Here is a 17,773-nt window from a genome sequence, read left to right as displayed (position 1 = left end):
GGACGGCGGGGTGGGTGTCACGGGCCGTGCGGGCGCGGCCGGGCGGCCGGGGGCTCACGGGGTGCTCGGCCAGGCGCGCCGGCCGTCCGCGGTCGGGGACAGTGAGGGGTCCAGCCTGCGCAGGACGGTGGCGACCACCTCGCGGCGTCGCGGGGTGAGGTAGAAGTGGTCGCCGGGCAGGACGCGGACCTCGGTGCGGGCGGTGGTGAGGTCGGCCCAGCCGCCGGCCCGCTCGCGGCTGCGCGCCTCGCCCAGTTCCGGGTCGGCGTCGCCGGTCAGCACGTGGATCGGGCAGGACAGCGGCGGCCGGTCCCGCGGGCGGTGGGTCTCGATGATCCGGTAGTCGTGACGCACGGCGGTGAGGACCAGGGAGCGCAGCCCGGGGTCGTCCAGGATCTCGCGGCTGGTGCCGCCGAGCCGGGACAGCTCCGCACACAGGACGTCGTCGTCCTGGCGGTGGAGTTGCCCGGTCACCGCCGTGCCGGGAGCGGCCCGGCCCGAAGCGAAGAGCCGGCGCGGGCCGGGTGCTCCGCGACGGGCCAGTTCGTGGGCCAGTTCCCAGGCCACGGCGGAGCCCATGCTGTGCCCGAAGAGGGCGTACGGCCGGTCGAGCAGCGGTTGGACGGCGTCCGCCACCGCGGTCACCAGCTCGCCCATGTCGGCACAGGCCGGGTCGTCGAAGCGGTCCTCGCGGCCCGGGTACTGGAGGGCGACGAGTTCGACCTCGGGGGGCGTCAGGGCCGCCCAGGGGCGGTAGAAGCCGGCGCTGCCGCCCGCGTGAGGGAGGCAGATCAGGGTGAGCCGGGACGCCGGGGCGTCGTTCCACCGCCTGATCCACGGGCTGCCGGAGCGTGCGGCGCGGGCGGAGACGTTCGGCGGGAGGGGCGCGGTCACCAGGTCACCATCAGTTCTTCGAGGCCGAAGGTGGCCGAGTCGTCCTTGACGACGACCTGGCCCCGGTCCCCCGCGAGGCGGAGGGTGGGGACGCGGCGGACGAGGGTGTCCAGGGCGACCTCCAGCTCCAGCCGCGCCAGGTGCTGCCCGACGCACTGGTGCACGCCGTACCCGAACGCCACGTGGTGGTTGTCCGTCCGGTGGAAGTCGACCTTCCCGGGGTCGTCGAACTGCTCGGGGTCGTGGTTGGCGCCGGCGAGGAGGGCGATGACGCCGTCGTCGGCGGGGACGGTCCGGCCGGAGAGTTCGATGTCCTCGGCGGCGACGCGCAGCGGGATGGAGTCGGCGACGGACAGGACGCGCAGGAGTTCGTCGACGGCCGCGGGCATCAGGGAGGGGTCCCGGCGCAGTTCCTCCAGCAGCTCGGGCCGGTCCAGGAGGAGCAGGGTGCTCAGGGCGATCATGCTGGTGGTGGTCTCCCGGCCGGCGTTGATCGTGATGCCGAGGGTCGACAGCAGCTGGTCGGTCGTCACATGGCCGGGGATCAGGTGGTCGGTGACCAGCTTGGAGATCAGGTCGTCCCGGGGTTCCTCCCGACGCTCGGCGATCAGCTCGGCGAGCAGGCCGAAGAGGCTGCCGAGGGCTTCGGCGACCTGCTCCGCGGTGCTGGTGCGGGAGCCGGAGATCCGGGTGACGTCCCGGAAGAACTCCAGGTTGTGCCGGGGGATGCCGAGCAGTTCGCAGATCACCGAGGTGGAGACGGCGTTGGCGTACGCGCTGACGAGGTCCACCGGGCCGCCGGCCTCCAGCATGCCGTCGAGGATCTCGTCCACCCGTGCCTGGACGGCGGGTCGCATCGCGCGGACCCGGCGCACGGTGAACGCCGGCAGGAGCATGCGCCGGTAGCGGGTGTGCTCGGGTGCGTCGGTGCGGATGAAGGGACGGAATCTGGCTCCGGCCTCCTGCTCGCCCTCGCCGAGGGCAGGGAAGTTCGGGCGGCGGATGTCGGCGCTGACGCGCGGATCGGAGAGCAGTTCGCGTACGTCGTCGTAGCGGGTCACCGCCCAGGCCTCCCGCCCGGTCGGCAGGGTGACGCGGGCGACCGGGTCGTCGGTGCGCATCGCGGCGTACTCCTCGGGTGCGGTGAAGGGGCAGCCGCGCCGGATCGGGAAGTCACGGGGGGCGGTGGCGCCGGTGACCGGTGCGTCGGGGGCGCCGGGCGCCGTCGGGGACACGGGGGTTGTCATCAGTGGTCCTCAGCCGTCGGTGGTGGAGACGAAAAGGGTGGGGGCGCTCGGTGTGCCGGGGCCGTCGGGTCCGGTCCGCGCCTTCGGCAGGGCCGGTCCCTTCGCCGGGTCCGGCGCGTCCGCCGCCCGGGTGAGTACGGCCAGCGGGGGTGCGCCGGGCCGGGTGGGAAGGGTGCGTGCGGTCATTCCGGACTCGGCCACCACGTCCTTCAGCCCGAAGGGCAGCCACCGGTAGGAGTCGTGCACCGCACGCTCCGGCTGGGTGGCGTCGTCCCGGTACACGCGCCAGGTGGAGTGCAGACGCATCGCACCGTCCCGCGCCTCGTCCGGTGCCGCGGCGAACGACCACTCGTAGCGGTGCCGTCCGGCGGTGGCCGTGGCGAGCCTGGTCTCGGGGAGCGTCGACACCTCCTCGAACTGCATGAGTTCGACGACCACGAACCCGCCGGGGGCGAGCCGCCGGTTCAGTCGCCGCCAGAGGCGGGCTCGCCCGTCGGCGTCGAGGTGGCCGAGCACCCCGCAGAGCAGGGCGACGCTGATCCGGTCCGGCAGGTCCAGGTCGGGCGCGGCGTCCGCGGTGACGGTGACGCGGGAGCGCAGGTCCGGGTCGCTGAAGACGCGGCTGGTGAGCACGGCACGCATGCCGACGGCCGGTTCGCAGGCGAGGATCTCGGCGTCCGGCCGGGCACGGGCCACGGCCTCGGTGAGCAGGCCGGTGCCGGCGCCGATGTCGACCACCGGTCCGGTGCTCAGGTCGGCGTCGGCGAGGAGCGCCGCGATCGCGGGTGCGCTCGCGGTCGCGGTGTGCTCGGCGGCGACGAGGTCGAAGAACTCCGCCGACGGGGTGTAGGGCGAGGTGTCCGCGGGAGCGGGGGGCGCGCCCGCACCGGCGGGGGTCGGGTCGGAGCCGGCGCGATGCGCGCCGGGGCCGTGTGTGCCGGGGCGGTGCACGCCGGGCCGGTCCGTGCCGGGGCGGATTTGCTCCGGCGCGGGGAAGACGTCGCTGACCGCCAGTGGCCTCGGGGTGGCCGGACGGACGATCTCGGGCGGCCCGAGCCGTGCCGCGAGGTCGGTCCAGATGCGGCACACGGCCAGGTCGTACTGCCCCGCGCGCAGGGGGTCTCCGCCGTCCGCGACCGCCTCGCGGAGCCCGTCGAGCGCGCTGCCGATCGCTTCCGGCCACAGGTCGGAGAAGACGGTCCGGAAGGTACCCGTGCTCCCGACCACGGCTGTGGTGCCCAGCCCCAGGCGGCCGGTGCCGGGCCCGTCGAGGACGAAGCGCCGGTCGGCGTCCCGCCCGATGTGCAGGCGGGGACTCCACAGCACGGGGCCGTGGGTGTCGGCCAGGGTGAGGACCCCGCCTTCCGTGCCGAGGGAGATCCGGTGCCAGTGGAGGGCGTGGTTGTCCCGGTCGGCGGGGTCGAGCTGGTGGTGCACCCGCAGGGTGAGGGGCGCGCCGGCGAACACGCCGTGCAGGGAGCGGAACGGCTGCGGCCCGATGTCGGCGGGCAGGGGCGCCGGGTCCGCGAAGCGCCAGGGCCGCAGCGTGCCCATCGCCCGTCCGAGGATGTCCACCAGGGGGTGCACCAGGTGGACCGGGGTGGCGGCGTCCACGAAGAGCGGCCGCTGCCGTGCCGCGAGCCTGCGGGCCGCGTCGATGAAGTCGCGGACCGGGGCGACGTGCGGGTAGTGGGTGTTGAGGCGGTACTGCACTCCCCGGCGGCGCGCGTGTCTGAGGTTGTCCGTCAGTTCCGTGAGGTGGACGGGGTGTTCCTGGAGGACGTGGATGCCCCGGTCCATGAGTGCCCGGGCCAGCTCGGTGCCCCGGCCGCCGGAGATGGACGAGCCGACGGCCACGCAGGCCGCGTCGATGTCGGCCGGGAGAGCGTCGGCGTCCGTGTAGTGGGGGACGCCGATTCGCTCCGCGTAGGCCCGGGAGGCGGCCGATCCCCGGCTGAGGACGCCGACCAGTGCGTAGCCGGGGCGCCGGCGTGCCGCCTCGGCGTAGAAGCGGCCGAAGTTGGTGCCGCAGACCAGCACCCGGAAGGGCGTCGATGTGTTCACAGCACGCCCTCTTCCACCTGGTCGGCGTCGGTCGCCGCTCCGGTGGGCCGGAGGTCGGCGGCGCCCCGGGCGCGCAGGTGCCGCACCACGGTGTCGGGGCCCAGCACGTCGCAGGCGAAGTGCACGCCCGCCGGCACCTCGGCCCGCAGCACCGCCGCCACCGCGAGCGCGCCCACGGTGGCGGTGAGCCGGTAGCTACTGGCCGCGCGCAGGGTCAGTCCCGCGGTGGCGGGCCGTCCGGACGCCGTGCCCGACAGCTCGAAGTCCATGACGTAGTAGGGCCGCCGTCCGGCCAGGTCGAGGTCGGCGGCGAGGATCAGCCGGTCCGCCAGCTCCGCCGGGTCGTCCCCCGCGGCGAGGCGGCCGGGGAGCCGGTTGAGCAGGGCGCGCACGGCGGGGCCGGGATGGACGTTGTACCAGTCGAGCCGGTCGAGGCCGAGCACGGTGGCGAGGCGCTCGCTCTCCCCGCTCAGATACGGCTGGAGGGCCACCCGGCCGGGGAACGCCGGGTGTTCGGTGTCCTCGGCCGTGCGCAGGGCGCGCGGGACGCGCCGGCCGCCGCGGACGGCGGCGAGGGGCTCCCCGTAGGCCGCGCCGTCCGCGCCTCCGGAGGTGAGGGAGAGCATCAGGTCGTGCGCCACCGTCGGCGAGCAGGCCTCCAGGCCGCCGCAGTGGGCGGTCAGCGCGGAGGCGCTGTCCAGGCCCTGCCCGGCCAGCCAGCGGGGCAGGAGGCTGGACATGCCGGGCAGGGCCCCGGCCGACAGGACGACCGTGCGGCCGTCGTGGGCCGGGTCGCCGGCCGCGAGGAGGTCTTCGGCGGCCGGGTCGTCCCCGGCCACGTCGACGCAGTGCGCTCCGGCGGCCAGGGCGGCGGAGGCCACTGTGGCGCGCAGCCGGTAGGTGGGGCCGACGCAGTTGAGGACGATGTCGCAGCCGTCGGTGAAGGCGCGCAGGCCGTCCGGGTCGGTGGCGTCCGCCCACACGGTCTCGTCGTGGCCGGTGGGGTCCTCCTCGGCGACCGCGCACAGGGCCGAAGCGGTACGGCCGCCCAGGCGCAGTCCGGTGTGGCCGAGTGCGCGCAGTTCCCGTACGGCGGCCCGGCCGACCGCCCCGGAGGCGCCCAGGATCCCGATCACGGGCTTGGTCATCGGGTGATCGCCCCCTGGGTCAGCCCGTCGAGGGTCTTGAGGATGCCGGGCGCGTGTTCGACGGACAGGCAGCTGTAGTGGTCGCCGCCGATGTCGACGATGTCGAGGTCGCCCAGGGTCAGTTCCTCCCAGTAGGCGGTGACGGCGTCCTTGCTGCCGGGGAAGGGGTAGGCGCCGTCGTGGCGCAGGAAGGTGATGTCGCCCGCGTAGGGCTCGGCGTCGTAGCGGGTGATGGCGAAGACGCTCTGGCGGAAGGCGAGGAAGAGCCGTGTCATGTGTTCGGGTTCGTAGGTGCCGGCCGAGGCGGGGACCGCCTCGCACATCCGGGCGATCCGGGTGGCGCGGGGAACGTCGGCGAGCCGCCGGAAGCAGCCCGCGACGTCCTCGAACTCGTCGGGCAGCGCGGCGAGTCCGCCGTCCGGCAGGACCCCGGGGCTGGCGGCAAGGACGGCGTCGGCCGCGGCGGCCACCCGGTACTGGTCGTCCGGGAAGCCGAGTTCGGCCGGGTCGATGCCCATCATGACGGCGAAGGAGTACTCGGCGAGGAGTTCGTCGTCCAGGCGGAAGCGGGGGCTGTGGCTGCTGATGACGGTGAGGCTCTCCACCTCCGCCCCCGACTCGGCCAGGTTGCGGGCCACTTCGGTGGCGATCAGTCCGCCCAGGCAGTAGCCGACGACGTGGAAGCGGCCGCGTCCGTCGGCCGTCAGGGCCCGCGCGTAGTCGGCCGCCATCCGCTCGATGAGACCGTCCGGCTCGGCGGCGAGGAACCCGCTGAGGTCGGGGACCTCCACGCCGACGACTTCGGCGAGGCCCGGCGAGCGGCGCCTGATCTCGGTGATCAGCGCCCGGTACGGCATGATCGTCGCCGTTCCCGCGTGTACCAGCACGGTCGTCGGCTCGTCCTGCGAACGGGCGCCGTGCAGGTGGATCACCGGGTCGGTGCGCACGGCGGTGGTCGCGGGCGTGTCCTCGGCTCCGGCCAGGCCGCGGAGGAACCCGGCGAGGCCCGCGACCGTGGGGCGGCGCAGCATGTGGCGCAGGACGACCTCCCACTCCAGGTCCGCCGCCTGCGCCACGCGTTCCCGCAGCCGGCCCACCATGCGGGCCACCAGCAGCGAGTCGCCGCCGAGGTCGAAGAAGTCGTCGTTGCGGGTGACCTCTTCGACGGCGAGGAGTTCCGCCCACAGCTCGGCCAGGTCGCTCTCCAGCTCGTCCCTCGGCCGCTCGTCCACGACGACCGGGGCGCTCTCCCGGGGCAGCCAGGACCGCAGGCGCGCACGGTCGGTCTTCCCGTTCGCGGTGCGGGGCAGCGTGTCGACGACCTGCCACACCGAGGGGAGCATGTACTCCGGCAGCCGGGTGGCCGCCGTACGGGCCAGCTCCCCGACCGGGACGTGGTGCCGGTCGTCCTTCATCGTGGCGATGAACAGCTCCTGCCCGGTGCGCGCCAGGGCGTCCCGGGCGTCGGGCAGCGAGGTGACCTCGGTCGCCGCGTGCCGGTCGAGGAGTTCGCGCCACTGGGTGTGGGTGAGGAAGGACTGCCCGGTGTGCTCGCGCACGTCGGTCCACGCCCGGCCGGCGACCTCCAGGAACTCCATGGAGACCAGCAGCGGGAGGTTCTCGTCGCGGGTGTTCTCCACGAAGACGAGCTGTCCGCCGGGTACGAGCAGTTCCCGGAGCCTGCCCACGGCGGCGTCCGCGTCGGCGGCGGCGTGCAGCGTGTTGGCGCAGACCACGACGTCGAAGGTGTTGGGCGGCAGGTGCTGGGCGCGCGGGTCCTCGTCGACGTCGAAGCGCTGGTAGCGGACCCAGGGATGGTCGGCGAAGCGCTCGCGGGCTTCGTTGAGGAAGAACGCGGAGGCGTCCGTGAACAGGTAGTCGACGCCGTACTCGGCGAGGACGGGCACCAGTTCGCCGGTGGTGCCGCCGACTCCGCCGCCGACCTCCAGCACCCGCAGCCGCTCCTCGCCGGTGTGGTTCGCGGCGATCTCGCGCAGCGCGGCGACCACCGCGCGGTTGAGGTGCCGGATGGCGAGGTTGTCACGGTAGGCGGCGTCCGCCGCTTCCGTCGCCGCGCCCGGGAAGAGCAGGTCCCGGATGCCGACCTCGCCGGAGACCAGCTCGGGCAGCCGGTCGGCGCAGGTGCGCATGACGGTCAGCAGCTCGGTGCTCCACCCGATCTCGTGCTCCAGGTCGGCGGCCAGCCGCCGGCGGCGCGCCGCCTCGGCCGCGGAGACGGGGACGAGGCCGGTGTAGGTGTCGTCGTCCCGGTGGGTGAGCCGGTCCCGCGCGGCCAGGGCGCGCAGCCAGCGGCGCACGATGTGCCGGTGGCGGGGGGTGGCGCGCAGCGCCGTACCCACGTCCTCCGCCGTGGGCGCCGCCGACCCGTCGAAGACTCCGGAGGCGGCGAGGACACCGGTCATCTCGGCGACGGCCATCTCGTCGAGGGCGGTCAGGAAGTCGGTGAGCCGTGCGGGGTCGACGGCGGCGGAGGCTTCGCGGACGGCGTCCGCTGCCGCTTCGCGTGCCTGCGCACGGCTCGTCACGGCGGGCCCTTCGCCGTCCTTGCGGGCCGTCTCCACGAACGCGGCCAGCCGTCGGCCGCCGGCCGTCGAGTCGTCGACGACCACGGCGCCCGCCGCGACCGCCAGGTGGGCCTGTACGGCGGCCTCCACCTCGGCGAGTTCGACCCGGTAGCCGCGGATCTTGATCTGGGCGTCCTCCCGGCCCAGGAACTCGATGGTCCCGTCGGGGAGGTACCGCCCGAGGTCGCCCGTGCGGTAGAGCCGTTCCCCGGTGACGGGGTGGGTGAGGAACCGTTCCGCGGTGCGCTCCGCGTCACCGAAGTAGCCCAGGGCGACGCCGGCGCCACCGATGTACAGCTCGCCGGGGACCCATTCGGGCCGTGGCCGCAGGTGCCGGTCGAGCACGGCGAACGTCTGGTTGGTCAGCGGCCTGCCGTACGGGATGCTCGGGCGGGCGGTGTCCACCTCGCCGATCGGGTGGGCGATGGACCAGATGGAGCCCTCGGTGGCGCCGCCGAGGGACACGATCTCCAGGCCCGGCAGGAGGCCGCGGGCCTGGTCGGGCAGCGAGACCGGTATCCAGTCGCCGGATATCAGCGCGAGCCGCAGGGTGCCGTCGTCGGTGGGGGGCTCGGAGCGGAGCCAGTCGCAGAGCATGTGGAGCTGGCCCGGCACAGAGTTCCACACCGTGACCCCGAAGTCGCGGACCAGTTCGGCCCAGTGGGAGGGGTCGCCGCGCCGGTCGGCCCGGGGAAGGACGAGGGTGGCGCCCACGGCGAGCGGTCCGAACAGGTCGTACACGGACAGGTCGAAGCCGAGCCCCGCGATGCCGAGGACGCGGTCGTGCTCGGTGACGGCGAAGCGGCGGTTGACGTCCTGGACGGTGTTGAGGGCGGCCCGGTGGCTGATCATCACGCCCTTGGGCGTGCCGGTGGAGCCCGAGGTGTAGATGACGTAGGCGAGGTCGTCCGGGTGCCGGCGGGCGGCTGCGGCCCATCCGTCCCCGGCGGTCTCCTCGACGAGGTCCACCGCGACGGCCGTCACCGTCTCCGGCAGGTCCTGGAGTTCCGCGAGCCAGGACTGGGTGAGGACGGTGCGCACGCCCGCGTCCGCGATGATCGTGTCCCGGCGCGCCGGGGGCTGGGCCGTGTCCACGGGCAGGTACGCGCCGCCGGCCATGAGGGTGCCGAAGACGGCGACGACCTGCTCCCAGCCCTTGTCCATCCAGATGGCCACCGGCTCACCGGGGCGCAGCCCGGACGCCGTCAGCGCCCGGGCGAGACCGCTCGCGCGGGCCACGAGCTGCCGGTAGGTGAGGGCGAGTTCGGGGGTGCGGACCGCGACGGCGTCCGGTGTGGTCCGGGCCCTGGCGAGTACGGGTTCGTGCAGCAGGGCGTCCGGCAGGGGGCCCTCGGTGGCGTTGACCGCGTTCCGGCGTGCGGCCTGGGCCGCGGGCAGCTCGATACGGGCCGGTGCGTCCCAGGCGGCCTCGCCGGCCTCGCCCTCGGCCGACAGCGACCGCACGAGCGCCGTGTACGCCTCGAACATGGCGTCCGCCACCCGGTGGGCGAGCGCGCCCTCCCGGATGTCCCAGGACAGGCTCAGCGCGTCACCGCGCCGCATGACCTGGCAGTCGAGCCAGACCTGAGGCGTCCGGGTCACGGCGTACGTCACCTCCGGGGGCACGCTCTCGGAGGTGGCGCCGGAGCCCAGGGCGCTGGTGAAGACGACCGGCATGAGCACGGGCGCGCCGGCCCTGCGGGACAGCTCGGCGAGCACCTCCGAGCCGGTGAACAGGGAGTGGGCCAGGTCTTCGAGGAGCTGTTCCGCCACCGCCCTGGTCCGCTCGGCGAAGGTGACCCGCGTGTCGAGGTCGACGGCGAGGAGTTCGAGCGAGGTGAAGTCACCGATGACGCGGTCGACGTCCTCGTGCAGGGCGGGCCGGTCGACCGTGGGCACGTTGAGGGTGAACCGGCTGGTCCGCGACCAGGCGCCGACGGTCTCGGCGTACGCGGCGAGCAGGGCCGTCGACACCGTCAGACCGCGCCGGGCGGCACGTTCGGCGAGCCGGTCGCGGTCGGCGGCGGGCAGCAGGACCTCCAGTCGGCGGAACGCCACGCCGTCACCGGGAGCCGGGGTGGTCCCGCCGTCCGCGGGGTCGCTCACGCCGGCCTCCCAGCCCTCGGCGAGGGGCAGTTCCGGAGCGGGGGGCAGGGTGTCGAGCCGCTCGGTCCAGTAGGCGCGGTCGCGGACGTGGCCTTCGGTGCCGGCGAGGGCACGACGGGCCAGGACGCAGTCGCGGAAGCTGATCCGCGGTGCCTCCGGCAGGGCGGTGCCGCCGTAGCTCCGCCGGAACTCGGCGAGCAGGACGCGCAGGCTCGCGTGGTCGACGACGAGCATGTCGAAGGCGAGGTGGAGCACGGCCCGTCCGGCCGTCCGGGTCACGTGCACGGCGAAGAGGGGCCACTGGTCGGTGGGGGCCTCGCGGGCGGACAGGCGGGCCCGGGTGCGCTCCAGCCGCGCCTCGGCGGTGGCGGCGGGCAGCGCGGTCAGGTCGTCGGACCCGACCGGGAGCGCGGGGACGTCGGGCAGGACCTGCTGGTAGCCGTCCTGGTGGACGACGGCGCGGAGCATGTCGTGACGCCGGACCAGTTCCCGCCACACGGCGGTGACGCGGTCGGCGTCCAGGTCCGGGTACTCCAGCTCCACGTAGGCGTGGCAGCCGACTCCCCCGTAGGCGTAGGCGTCGGTACGGCCGATGAGGTAGGCGGCTTGGATGTCCGTGAGCGGGAAGGGTTCGTGGCGGCCGGCGGGGTCGGCGCGCAGTGCGGGCTCCCCGCCCTCCAGATGGCGCAGGATGGCTTCCTTGTGCGTGCGCAGTTCGGCTCGGTGGGTGTCCGTGAGCCGGCCCTGCGGCGCCCGGAAGCGCAGTTGTCCGTCCTGGGCCCACAGCACCACGCCGTCGTCGGCGTATCGGGCCAGCAGTTCAGCGATGTTCACAGCTCTCCGGTCTCGTAGGCGGTCCCGTGGGCCGCGAGCGTTCGGGTGACGTCCGCGGCGAGCGCGGCGATGGTCGGTGCGGCGAAGAAGCGGCGGGCGGGCACGGTGGCCCCGAAGCGGCGCTCGATCGCCGTCAGCAGGCGCAGCGCGGTGAGGCTGTCGCCGCCCGCGGTGAAGAAGTTGGCGTGGCGGTCCGGTTCCCCGTGCGGCAGGTGCTCGCGCCAGAGCGCGGCGAGGGCCGTCTCGGTCTCGCCCCGTGGCGGCTCGGCGGCGGTGGCCGTCTCCGGTCCCGCGAGGCCGGCCAGGGCGGCGCGGTCGACCTTGCCGTTCGCGGTCAGGGGCAGGGCGGGCAGGAGGAGGAGGCGGGACGGGACGGCGTACACCGGCACTCGTTCGGCCAGCAGGGCGAACAGACTGTCGGTGAGTGCCGGATCGTCGACGGGCCCTCCGTCGGCGGTGGCGCCGTGCGGTACGGCGAAGGCGACCAGGCGTCGGGCGGTGCGCTCTCCCACGGCCACGGCGGCGGCCCGCGCGACGGCGGGGTGCGATTCCAGGGCGGCCTCGACCTCCCCGGCCTCGACGCGGTGACCGGCGATCTTCAGCTGGCTGTCGAGCCGGCCGAGGAACTCCAGCAGTCCGTCGCCGCGGAAGCGGCCCAGGTCTCCCGTCCGGTACCAGCGCCGCCCGTCGCGTTCGACGAATTTCTCGGCGGTGCGGACGGGGTCGGCCAGGTAGCCGCGGGCCAGGCCCGCGCCGCCGATCCACAGCTCGCCGGGTGCCCAGTCGGGGCAGTCCCGGCCGTCCCGGTCCACCACGCGGTAGTGCTGGCCGGTCAGTGGGCGTCCGTAGGGGATGGACGCCCAGCGGGGGTCGGGTTCGGTGACGGTCAGGGTGTTCGACCAGATGGCGGCCTCCGTGGCTCCGCCCATGGCGGCGAAGACGCAGGGCCGGGCGGTTCGGGCCCGCAGGCGGGCGGGCAGGTCGAGGCCGATCCAGTCGCCGGACACCAGGGCGGTCCGCAGCCCGGCGATCCGGCCGCGTGTCGGTCCACCGCCCGCCGGTCCGCCGTCTACCGGTCCACCGCCCGCCGGTCCGCCGTCCTCCGGTCCGCCGCCGGCCGGCCCCGTGCCTTCCGGTCCGTCGCCTTCGTCGGCGTCGAGCAGCAGGTCGAGCAGGGCGGGGACGGTGTTCCAGACGGTCACGCCGTACCGTTCGACCAGGCTCGGCCAGCGGGCCGGTTCGCGGCGCTGGTCCTCGGTGGGCAGCAGCAGGGAGCCGCCCGCGGCGAGCAGGCCGAAGACGTCGTAGACCGAGAGGTCGAAGTCGAGTGCCGACAGGGCGAGGACGCGGTCGTCCTCGGTGACGCCGTGCCGGGCGTTGACGTCCGCGATCGTGTTCCAGGCGGCGGCGTGAGTGATCTCCACGCCCTTCGGCTCACCGGTCGATCCCGAGGTGAAGATCACGTAGGCGAGCGCCCCGGGGGAGGTCTCCCGCGGTGCGGGCAGCGGCGCGACGCGCTGGGTGTCGGCGAAGGACAGGGCGCGGGTGCCGGCGTCCTGCGGGGTGGGCCAATCGCCCAGGACCACGTCGAAACCGGCGGTCGCGTGCACCCTCTCCCGTCGCGCGGCGGGCTGTTCGAGGCTCAGCGGGACGTAGGCGGCGCCGGCCGCATGCACACCGAGGACCGCCGCGATCTGTTCCGGGCCCTTGGGCAGGGTGACCGCGACCAGATCGCCCGGCCGCACGCCCGCGTCGCCGAGCGCGGCGGCGACGCGCAGCGCCTGCGCGGCGAGGGCTCCGTAGGTCACCTCCTCCCCCGCCGTCGTGACGAGGGCGGTGCGGTCGGGGGCGGTGACGGCACGGGTGAAGAACGGCTCGTGCAGCGTTCGCGGTGCCACCGGTTCCAGGGCGGCCCGTCGTGCCTGGGCGGCCCTGCGTTCGTACTGGGAGGCGGGCACCAGGTCGGGCAGCGGTGCCCGCCAGTCATCTGTCACCAGGTGCCGCAGCAGACGTCCGTAGGCGGAGAACATCGCGTCCAGCACGCCCTCGGCGAACAGCTCCTCGACGGCGTCCCAGGTGACGACCAGGTTCCCGGACTCCTCGGTGACCTGGTTGTCCAGGCAGACCTGCGGGGACTGGGAGATGCCCCACACCTTCGCGGGGAAGCCGCTCCCCGGTCCGGCCAGCGTCGCGTCGCCCACGCCGATGGCGCTGGTGAAGACCACGGGTGCGGCGGCGTCCACCGTGCCCGTGCGCCGGCCGAACTCGCGCAGCAGCCAGTCGATCGGCACGTCGGCGTGGTCCAGGTCCTCAGCCTGCCGGCGTTGCAGTGCGGCGGCCGCCGTCGTCCAGGAGGCGCCTTCGCGCCGGTGACCGGCGAGGGAGAGGGAGGTGAAGTCGCCCAGCACCCGGTGGATGTGGGGGTGGACGTCACGCCGGTTGAAGAGGGTGAGCGTGACGGTCACGGCGTCGGTGCCGCTCCAGGCCGCCAGCACCTCCGCGTAGAGGGCGAGCAGGACGGTGGAGGGGGTCAGTCCGTGCCGGGCCGCCTCCCGCTTGACCGCCTGCCAGTCCTCGGCGGGCAGGCTGAGCCGGCGCCGGGTGAAGGCGGGGGCGTCGAGCGTCGCCGGGTCCCGGTCGAAGGGCAGGGCGGGCGGGGGCGGCAGCTCGGCCAGGCGGTCCCGCCAGTGGGCGCGGGCCCGCGCGGCCGACTCCGGGTCGGCCGGGAGGCGGGTCAGGTAGTCGCGGAACGACACGTCCACCGGCGGCAGTGCGTGGTCCGGGTCGGCGTAGAGGGCGTTCAGTTCGGCGTAGAGCGTGGTGATGGAGAGCGCGTCGAGCACGAGGTAGTCCAGGCCGACGCCGATCCGGGTCCGGGTCTCGCCGGTGCCCGTCCCGGTGCCCTCGTCGGAGCGGTAGCGCACCGCCCCGAGCGCGAAGAGCGGCCAGCGAGCGGTGTCGCGGACCTGCTGGGACAGTCGGGCGCGCAGGTCGGCCAGGGCCTCGGCCGCACCCCCGGGAGGGGCGTCGGCCACCGGTAGGCGCACCGGCGGCACCTCGGGCAGGACGCGCTGGTGTCCGTCCTCGACGACGGCGCGGAGCATGCCGTGCCGTCGGACCAGGGTGTTCCAGGCGCGTTCGAGGCGGTCCAGGTCGACATCCGTGCCGTCGAACTCCGTGTAGTGCCAGGTGCCGACGCCGCCGAGGGTGAAGCGGGGGTCGCGGCCGGTGTGGTAGGCGGCCTGGACGTCCGTCAGCGGGAACGGCTCGTGGGCGTGGTCCGGGTCGGGCACGAGGAGGGGAGCGGTGGCCGGCGCGGGCGCTTCGTCGGTGGGGGCCGCGGGGTGCAGCGTCTCGCAGAAGTGCTGGAGGACGGGGCGGGCGAAGAGGTCGGCCACCCGGGCCGTGGGGAAGCCCGCGGCGCGCAGCCGGCCGATCATGCGGGTCGCGACGAGCGAGTCGCCGCCCAGCAGGAAGAAGCTGCTCTCACGGCCCACTTCGGCCACGCCGAGCAGGTCGGCCCACTCGGCGGCGACGGTGGTCTCCACCCGGCCGGCCGGCGCGGTCGTGGCCGGCCCGCCCTGGCCGGCGGCTTCGGTCAGCGCCCGGTGGACGGCCGCCCGGTCGAGCTTGCCGTTGGCGGTCAGCGGCAGTTCGGGCAGGACCAGGACGCGCTCGGGGACCATGTAGGACGGCAGGCGTTCCGCCGCACGCAGGCGCACCCGGTCCGGGTCGGGTGCCTCACCGTGGACGGACACGGCCGCGGCGAGGTGCCGTACCGGCGTGTCGAGGACGGTGGCGACCGCGTGCAGGACGGCGGGGTCGTCCTCCAGCGCGGACTCGACCTCGCCCAGTTCGATGCGGTGGCCGCCGATCTTGACCTGGTGGTCGGCGCGGCCGAGGAACTCCAGTACGCCGTCGGGCCGGTAGCGGGCCAGGTCACCGCTGCGGTACCAGCGTTCGCCGTCGTGCTCGACGAAGCGTTCCGCGGTCCGTTCCGGGTCCGCCCGGTAGCCGTTGGCCACGCCGGGGCCGCCGATCCACAGCTCGCCGGGGACCCGGTCGGGGCAGTCGCGGCCCCGTCCGTCCACGACCCGGGCCCGCATGTTGCGCAACGGGACACCGTAGGGGACGGATTTCCAGGCCGGATCGGTCTCCTCGACCTCGAAGACCGTGGAGTGGACCGCGGCTTCCGTCATGCCGCCGAGCGCCACGAAACGGCAGCCGGGTACCAGCGCCCGCAGCCTGCGGGGCTGGTCGAGGCCGACCCAGTCGCCGCCGAGCAGCACCATGCGCAGGGAGTCGCCGATGCCCTCGTCCTCGCCCGCGGCCATCAGCAGGTCCAGCAGGGCCGGCACGCACTGCACCAGCGTCACACCGTGGGTGCGCACCAGCCGCGCCCAGTGGTGGGCGTCCCGGCGGTGCTCCTGGCCCACGGCCACCACCTGCCCGCCGACGGACAGCGGGGCGAAGAGGTCCCAGGCGGCGAGGTCGAAGTCCAGCGCGGAGATCGCGAGCGTGCGGTCCGCCGGCCCGAACCCGAACTGCTCCTCCATCGCCTCGACGGTGTTGACGACCGCCCGGTGCGAGACCTCCACGCCCTTGGGCAGTCCCGTCGAGCCGGACGTGAACAGCACGTAGGCGGGCAGGGTGGGGTCGGGCCGCACGACCGGAGCGGGCGGGAGCCCCGACGCGTCCTCCAGCAGCACCACCGGGACCGGGGAGACACCCGCGCAGAGCGCGGCGTGGTCCCGGTCGGTCAGTACAACGGACGCGCCGGCCACGGAGTGGATGCGTGCCCGGCGCACGGCGGGCTGCTCCACGCCCACGGGGGCGTAGGCCGCGCCCGCGGCCAGGATGCCGAGGACCGCCGGGATCTGGTCGGCGCCCTTGGGCAGGGTCACGGCGACGGTGTCGCCCTCCCGCACGCCGTGGTCGCGCAACAGCGCGGCGATCCGCCGTGCCGCGTCGGCGAGTTCGGTGTAGGTGAGCGTGCCGCCGGTCTCCCGGACGACCGCGGTGCGGTCCGGTTCGGTCTCGGCGAGATGGAAGAAGCGGGTGTGCAGGGCGCGGTCCGGTACGGGCGCGGGCGGCAGGGCGGCCACGGCGCGTCGGGGCAGGACGTCGGGGGCGAGCAGGCCGTCGACGGGCCGGGACCATGTGCCGGGGTCCGTCACCAGGCGCGTGACGAGGCGGCGGTACGCGTCGAACGCGGCGTCGGGCACGCCGGCCTCCAGGACGCCGTCCCGCACGTCCCAGTTGAGCAGGAGACCGCCGTCGAGTTCGGTGACCTGGGCGTCCAGGTACACCTGCGGTCCCTGGGAGATGATCCAGGAGGGGCGTCCGAAGGACTTCTGGACGTCCTGCTCGAAGATCTCCCCCAGCCCGATGGCGCTGGTGTACACGACGGGGGCCAGCACCGGTGCGCCCTCCGCTCGGGCGAGGTCGCGCAGCACCTCGACGCCGCCGTACGCCCCGTGCGAGATGCCCTCCTGCAGCCGCGTCTGGAGCCCGCGGGCCTGCGCGGCGAAGGGGAGGGAGGCGCTCATGTCCGCGTCGAGCAGCACGGAGCTGCTGAAGTCGCCCACCAGGGCGGCGACGTCGGGGACGAACGGCTCCCGGTCGAACAGCGGCAGGTTGAGCAGGAAGCGCCGACTGTCGCTCCAGGCGGCGATGACCTCGGCGAAGGCGGTGGCGAGGGCGGCGGCGGGGGTGAGTCCGTGCCGGCGGGCGGCGCCGACGAGCGCGGCCTTGTCGTCGGGGCCGAGCCAGTGGTGCAGGCGCCGGGAGTGGGTCAGCACGCCGTCGTCCGCGCTGACCGGAGTGAGGGGGTCGACGGTCGTCGGCAGCCGTGGGGCCCGGGGCAGGTCCGGCAGGCGTTCGCGCCACCAGGCGGCGTGGCGCTCGCGTTCGGCCCGTCTGAGTGTGGCGTGCTCCGCCAGGTAGCGCCGGTAGTCGAGGCCGAGTTCGCGCGGCGGGTCGTCGGGAGACTCGTAGAAGCGGCGCAGGTCGGACAGGAGGACTCGCAGGCTCAGCGCGTCGCCCGCCATCATGTCCAGGTCGATCTGCAGACGGGTCCTGCCGTAGGGGAGCAGGCACAGGACCGCGCGGAAGACGTCGCCGGCGGTGACGTCCGGGCGGGCGTGGGTGTTGCGCTCACGCAGCAGTCGCAGCTCGGCCTCGGCTTCATCGGGGTCGCTCTCCCGCAGATCGCGCACGGTCAGCGGCGTGCCCTCGGCGCCGAAGCGCTGGCGGCCGTCCTCGTCGAAGACGGCCCGCAGCATGCCGTGCCGCCGCACGAGCGCCCGCAGCGCGGTGTCGAGCCGGGCCGGATCGACGTCGTGGCCGTCGAGTTCGACGTAGAAGTGGGCGGCGACGCCACCGAGGGGCTGGCCGTCCTGGCGTCCGATCCAGTAGGCGTGCTGCATCGTGGCCAGAGGGAAGGGGTCCGTGTCCGCCTCGGTCTCGGCCGGCCGGGGCGGCGCGGACGGGGCGGGGACGGCGTTGTCCTCGCCGCGCGCCCGCGCCAGCAGGGCCGTCCAGTCCCGCAGGGTCGGGCTGCTCGTGAGGTCCTGGAAGGTGACCGCGCTGCCCCCGCGCCGCCAGGTACCGACGAGGGACATCAAGGCCAGCGAGTCGAGGCCGAGTTCGAAGAGGTCGCGGTCGTCCTCCAGCTCCTCCGGCGCGGTCCCCAGCGCGCGGGCCACCGCCTGACGCACCGACTCGGGCTCCTCGATCCCGCGGCTGCCGGCGCCTCCTTCCGCTGTCCGCGCCTCGACGACTGCTTCGTCGCTCACTGATGCCGCCTTCCGGTCGGGTGGGGTGGGTGCCGCCTCGGGGGCCGCCGCCGAGGGCTTCACGGCGCGGGGCTGACCCCCGCCAGATAGAAATGATT

General features: G+C 74.8%; 6 protein-coding genes. All 6 read right to left on the bottom strand.

Annotated elements, in window-relative coordinates; all coding sequences use genetic code 11:
* Positions 1–54: 54 nt before the first annotated feature.
* From ACFZP7_RS33005 to ACFZP7_RS32980, 6 genes are read right to left on the bottom strand one after another with little or no spacing between them, the layout of a single operon-like run.
* Entirely contained in the window at positions 55–894 is an 840-nt protein-coding gene (locus ACFZP7_RS33005) for a thioesterase II family protein (RefSeq protein ID WP_385637790.1), read from the bottom strand.
* A complete protein-coding gene (locus ACFZP7_RS33000; protein WP_385637788.1) occupies positions 891–2,141 on the bottom strand; it encodes a cytochrome P450 in 1,251 nt (416 codons plus the stop codon). The genes ACFZP7_RS33005 and ACFZP7_RS33000 overlap by 4 nt, the downstream gene beginning before the upstream one ends.
* Before the next feature lie 9 nt (positions 2,142–2,150).
* Entirely contained in the window at positions 2,151–4,205 is a 2,055-nt protein-coding gene (locus ACFZP7_RS32995) for a Gfo/Idh/MocA family oxidoreductase (RefSeq protein ID WP_385637785.1), read from the bottom strand.
* Positions 4,202–5,353: a saccharopine dehydrogenase NADP-binding domain-containing protein gene (locus ACFZP7_RS32990; protein ID WP_385637782.1), complete on the bottom strand. Its 1,152-nt coding sequence runs from the start codon at positions 5,351–5,353 to the stop codon at positions 4,202–4,204. The genes ACFZP7_RS32995 and ACFZP7_RS32990 overlap by 4 nt, the downstream gene beginning before the upstream one ends.
* Positions 5,350–10,878 (bottom strand): amino acid adenylation domain-containing protein, encoded by a 5,529-nt coding sequence (locus ACFZP7_RS32985; protein WP_385637779.1) that lies wholly within the window; start codon positions 10,876–10,878, stop codon positions 5,350–5,352. Before ACFZP7_RS32985 ends, ACFZP7_RS32990 begins: the two co-directional genes overlap by 4 nt.
* The gene (locus ACFZP7_RS32980) at positions 10,875–17,675 is read right to left on the bottom strand and encodes an amino acid adenylation domain-containing protein (RefSeq protein ID WP_385637777.1); all 6,801 of its coding nucleotides are present in this window, start codon (positions 17,673–17,675) and stop codon (positions 10,875–10,877) included. Before ACFZP7_RS32980 ends, ACFZP7_RS32985 begins: the two co-directional genes overlap by 4 nt.
* Positions 17,676–17,773 lie beyond the last annotated feature (98 nt).

This window comes from Streptomyces sp. SudanB5_2050 (assembly GCF_964272335.1).
GTDB lineage: Bacteria > Actinomycetota > Actinomycetes > Streptomycetales > Streptomycetaceae > Streptomyces > Streptomyces rochei.
The sequence above is the reverse complement of the archived record's forward strand: the minus strand, read 5'-3'. Positions and strand labels throughout refer to the sequence as shown.

Excerpts from the sequence above, each read along its gene's own strand:
- ACFZP7_RS33000 (WP_385637788.1), bottom strand. The coding sequence starts at position 2,141 with ATGACAACCCCCGTGTCCCCGACGGCGCCCGGCGCCCCCGACGCACCG.
- ACFZP7_RS32990 (WP_385637782.1), bottom strand. The coding sequence starts at position 5,353 with ATGACCAAGCCCGTGATCGGGATCCTGGGCGCCTCCGGGGCGGTCGGC.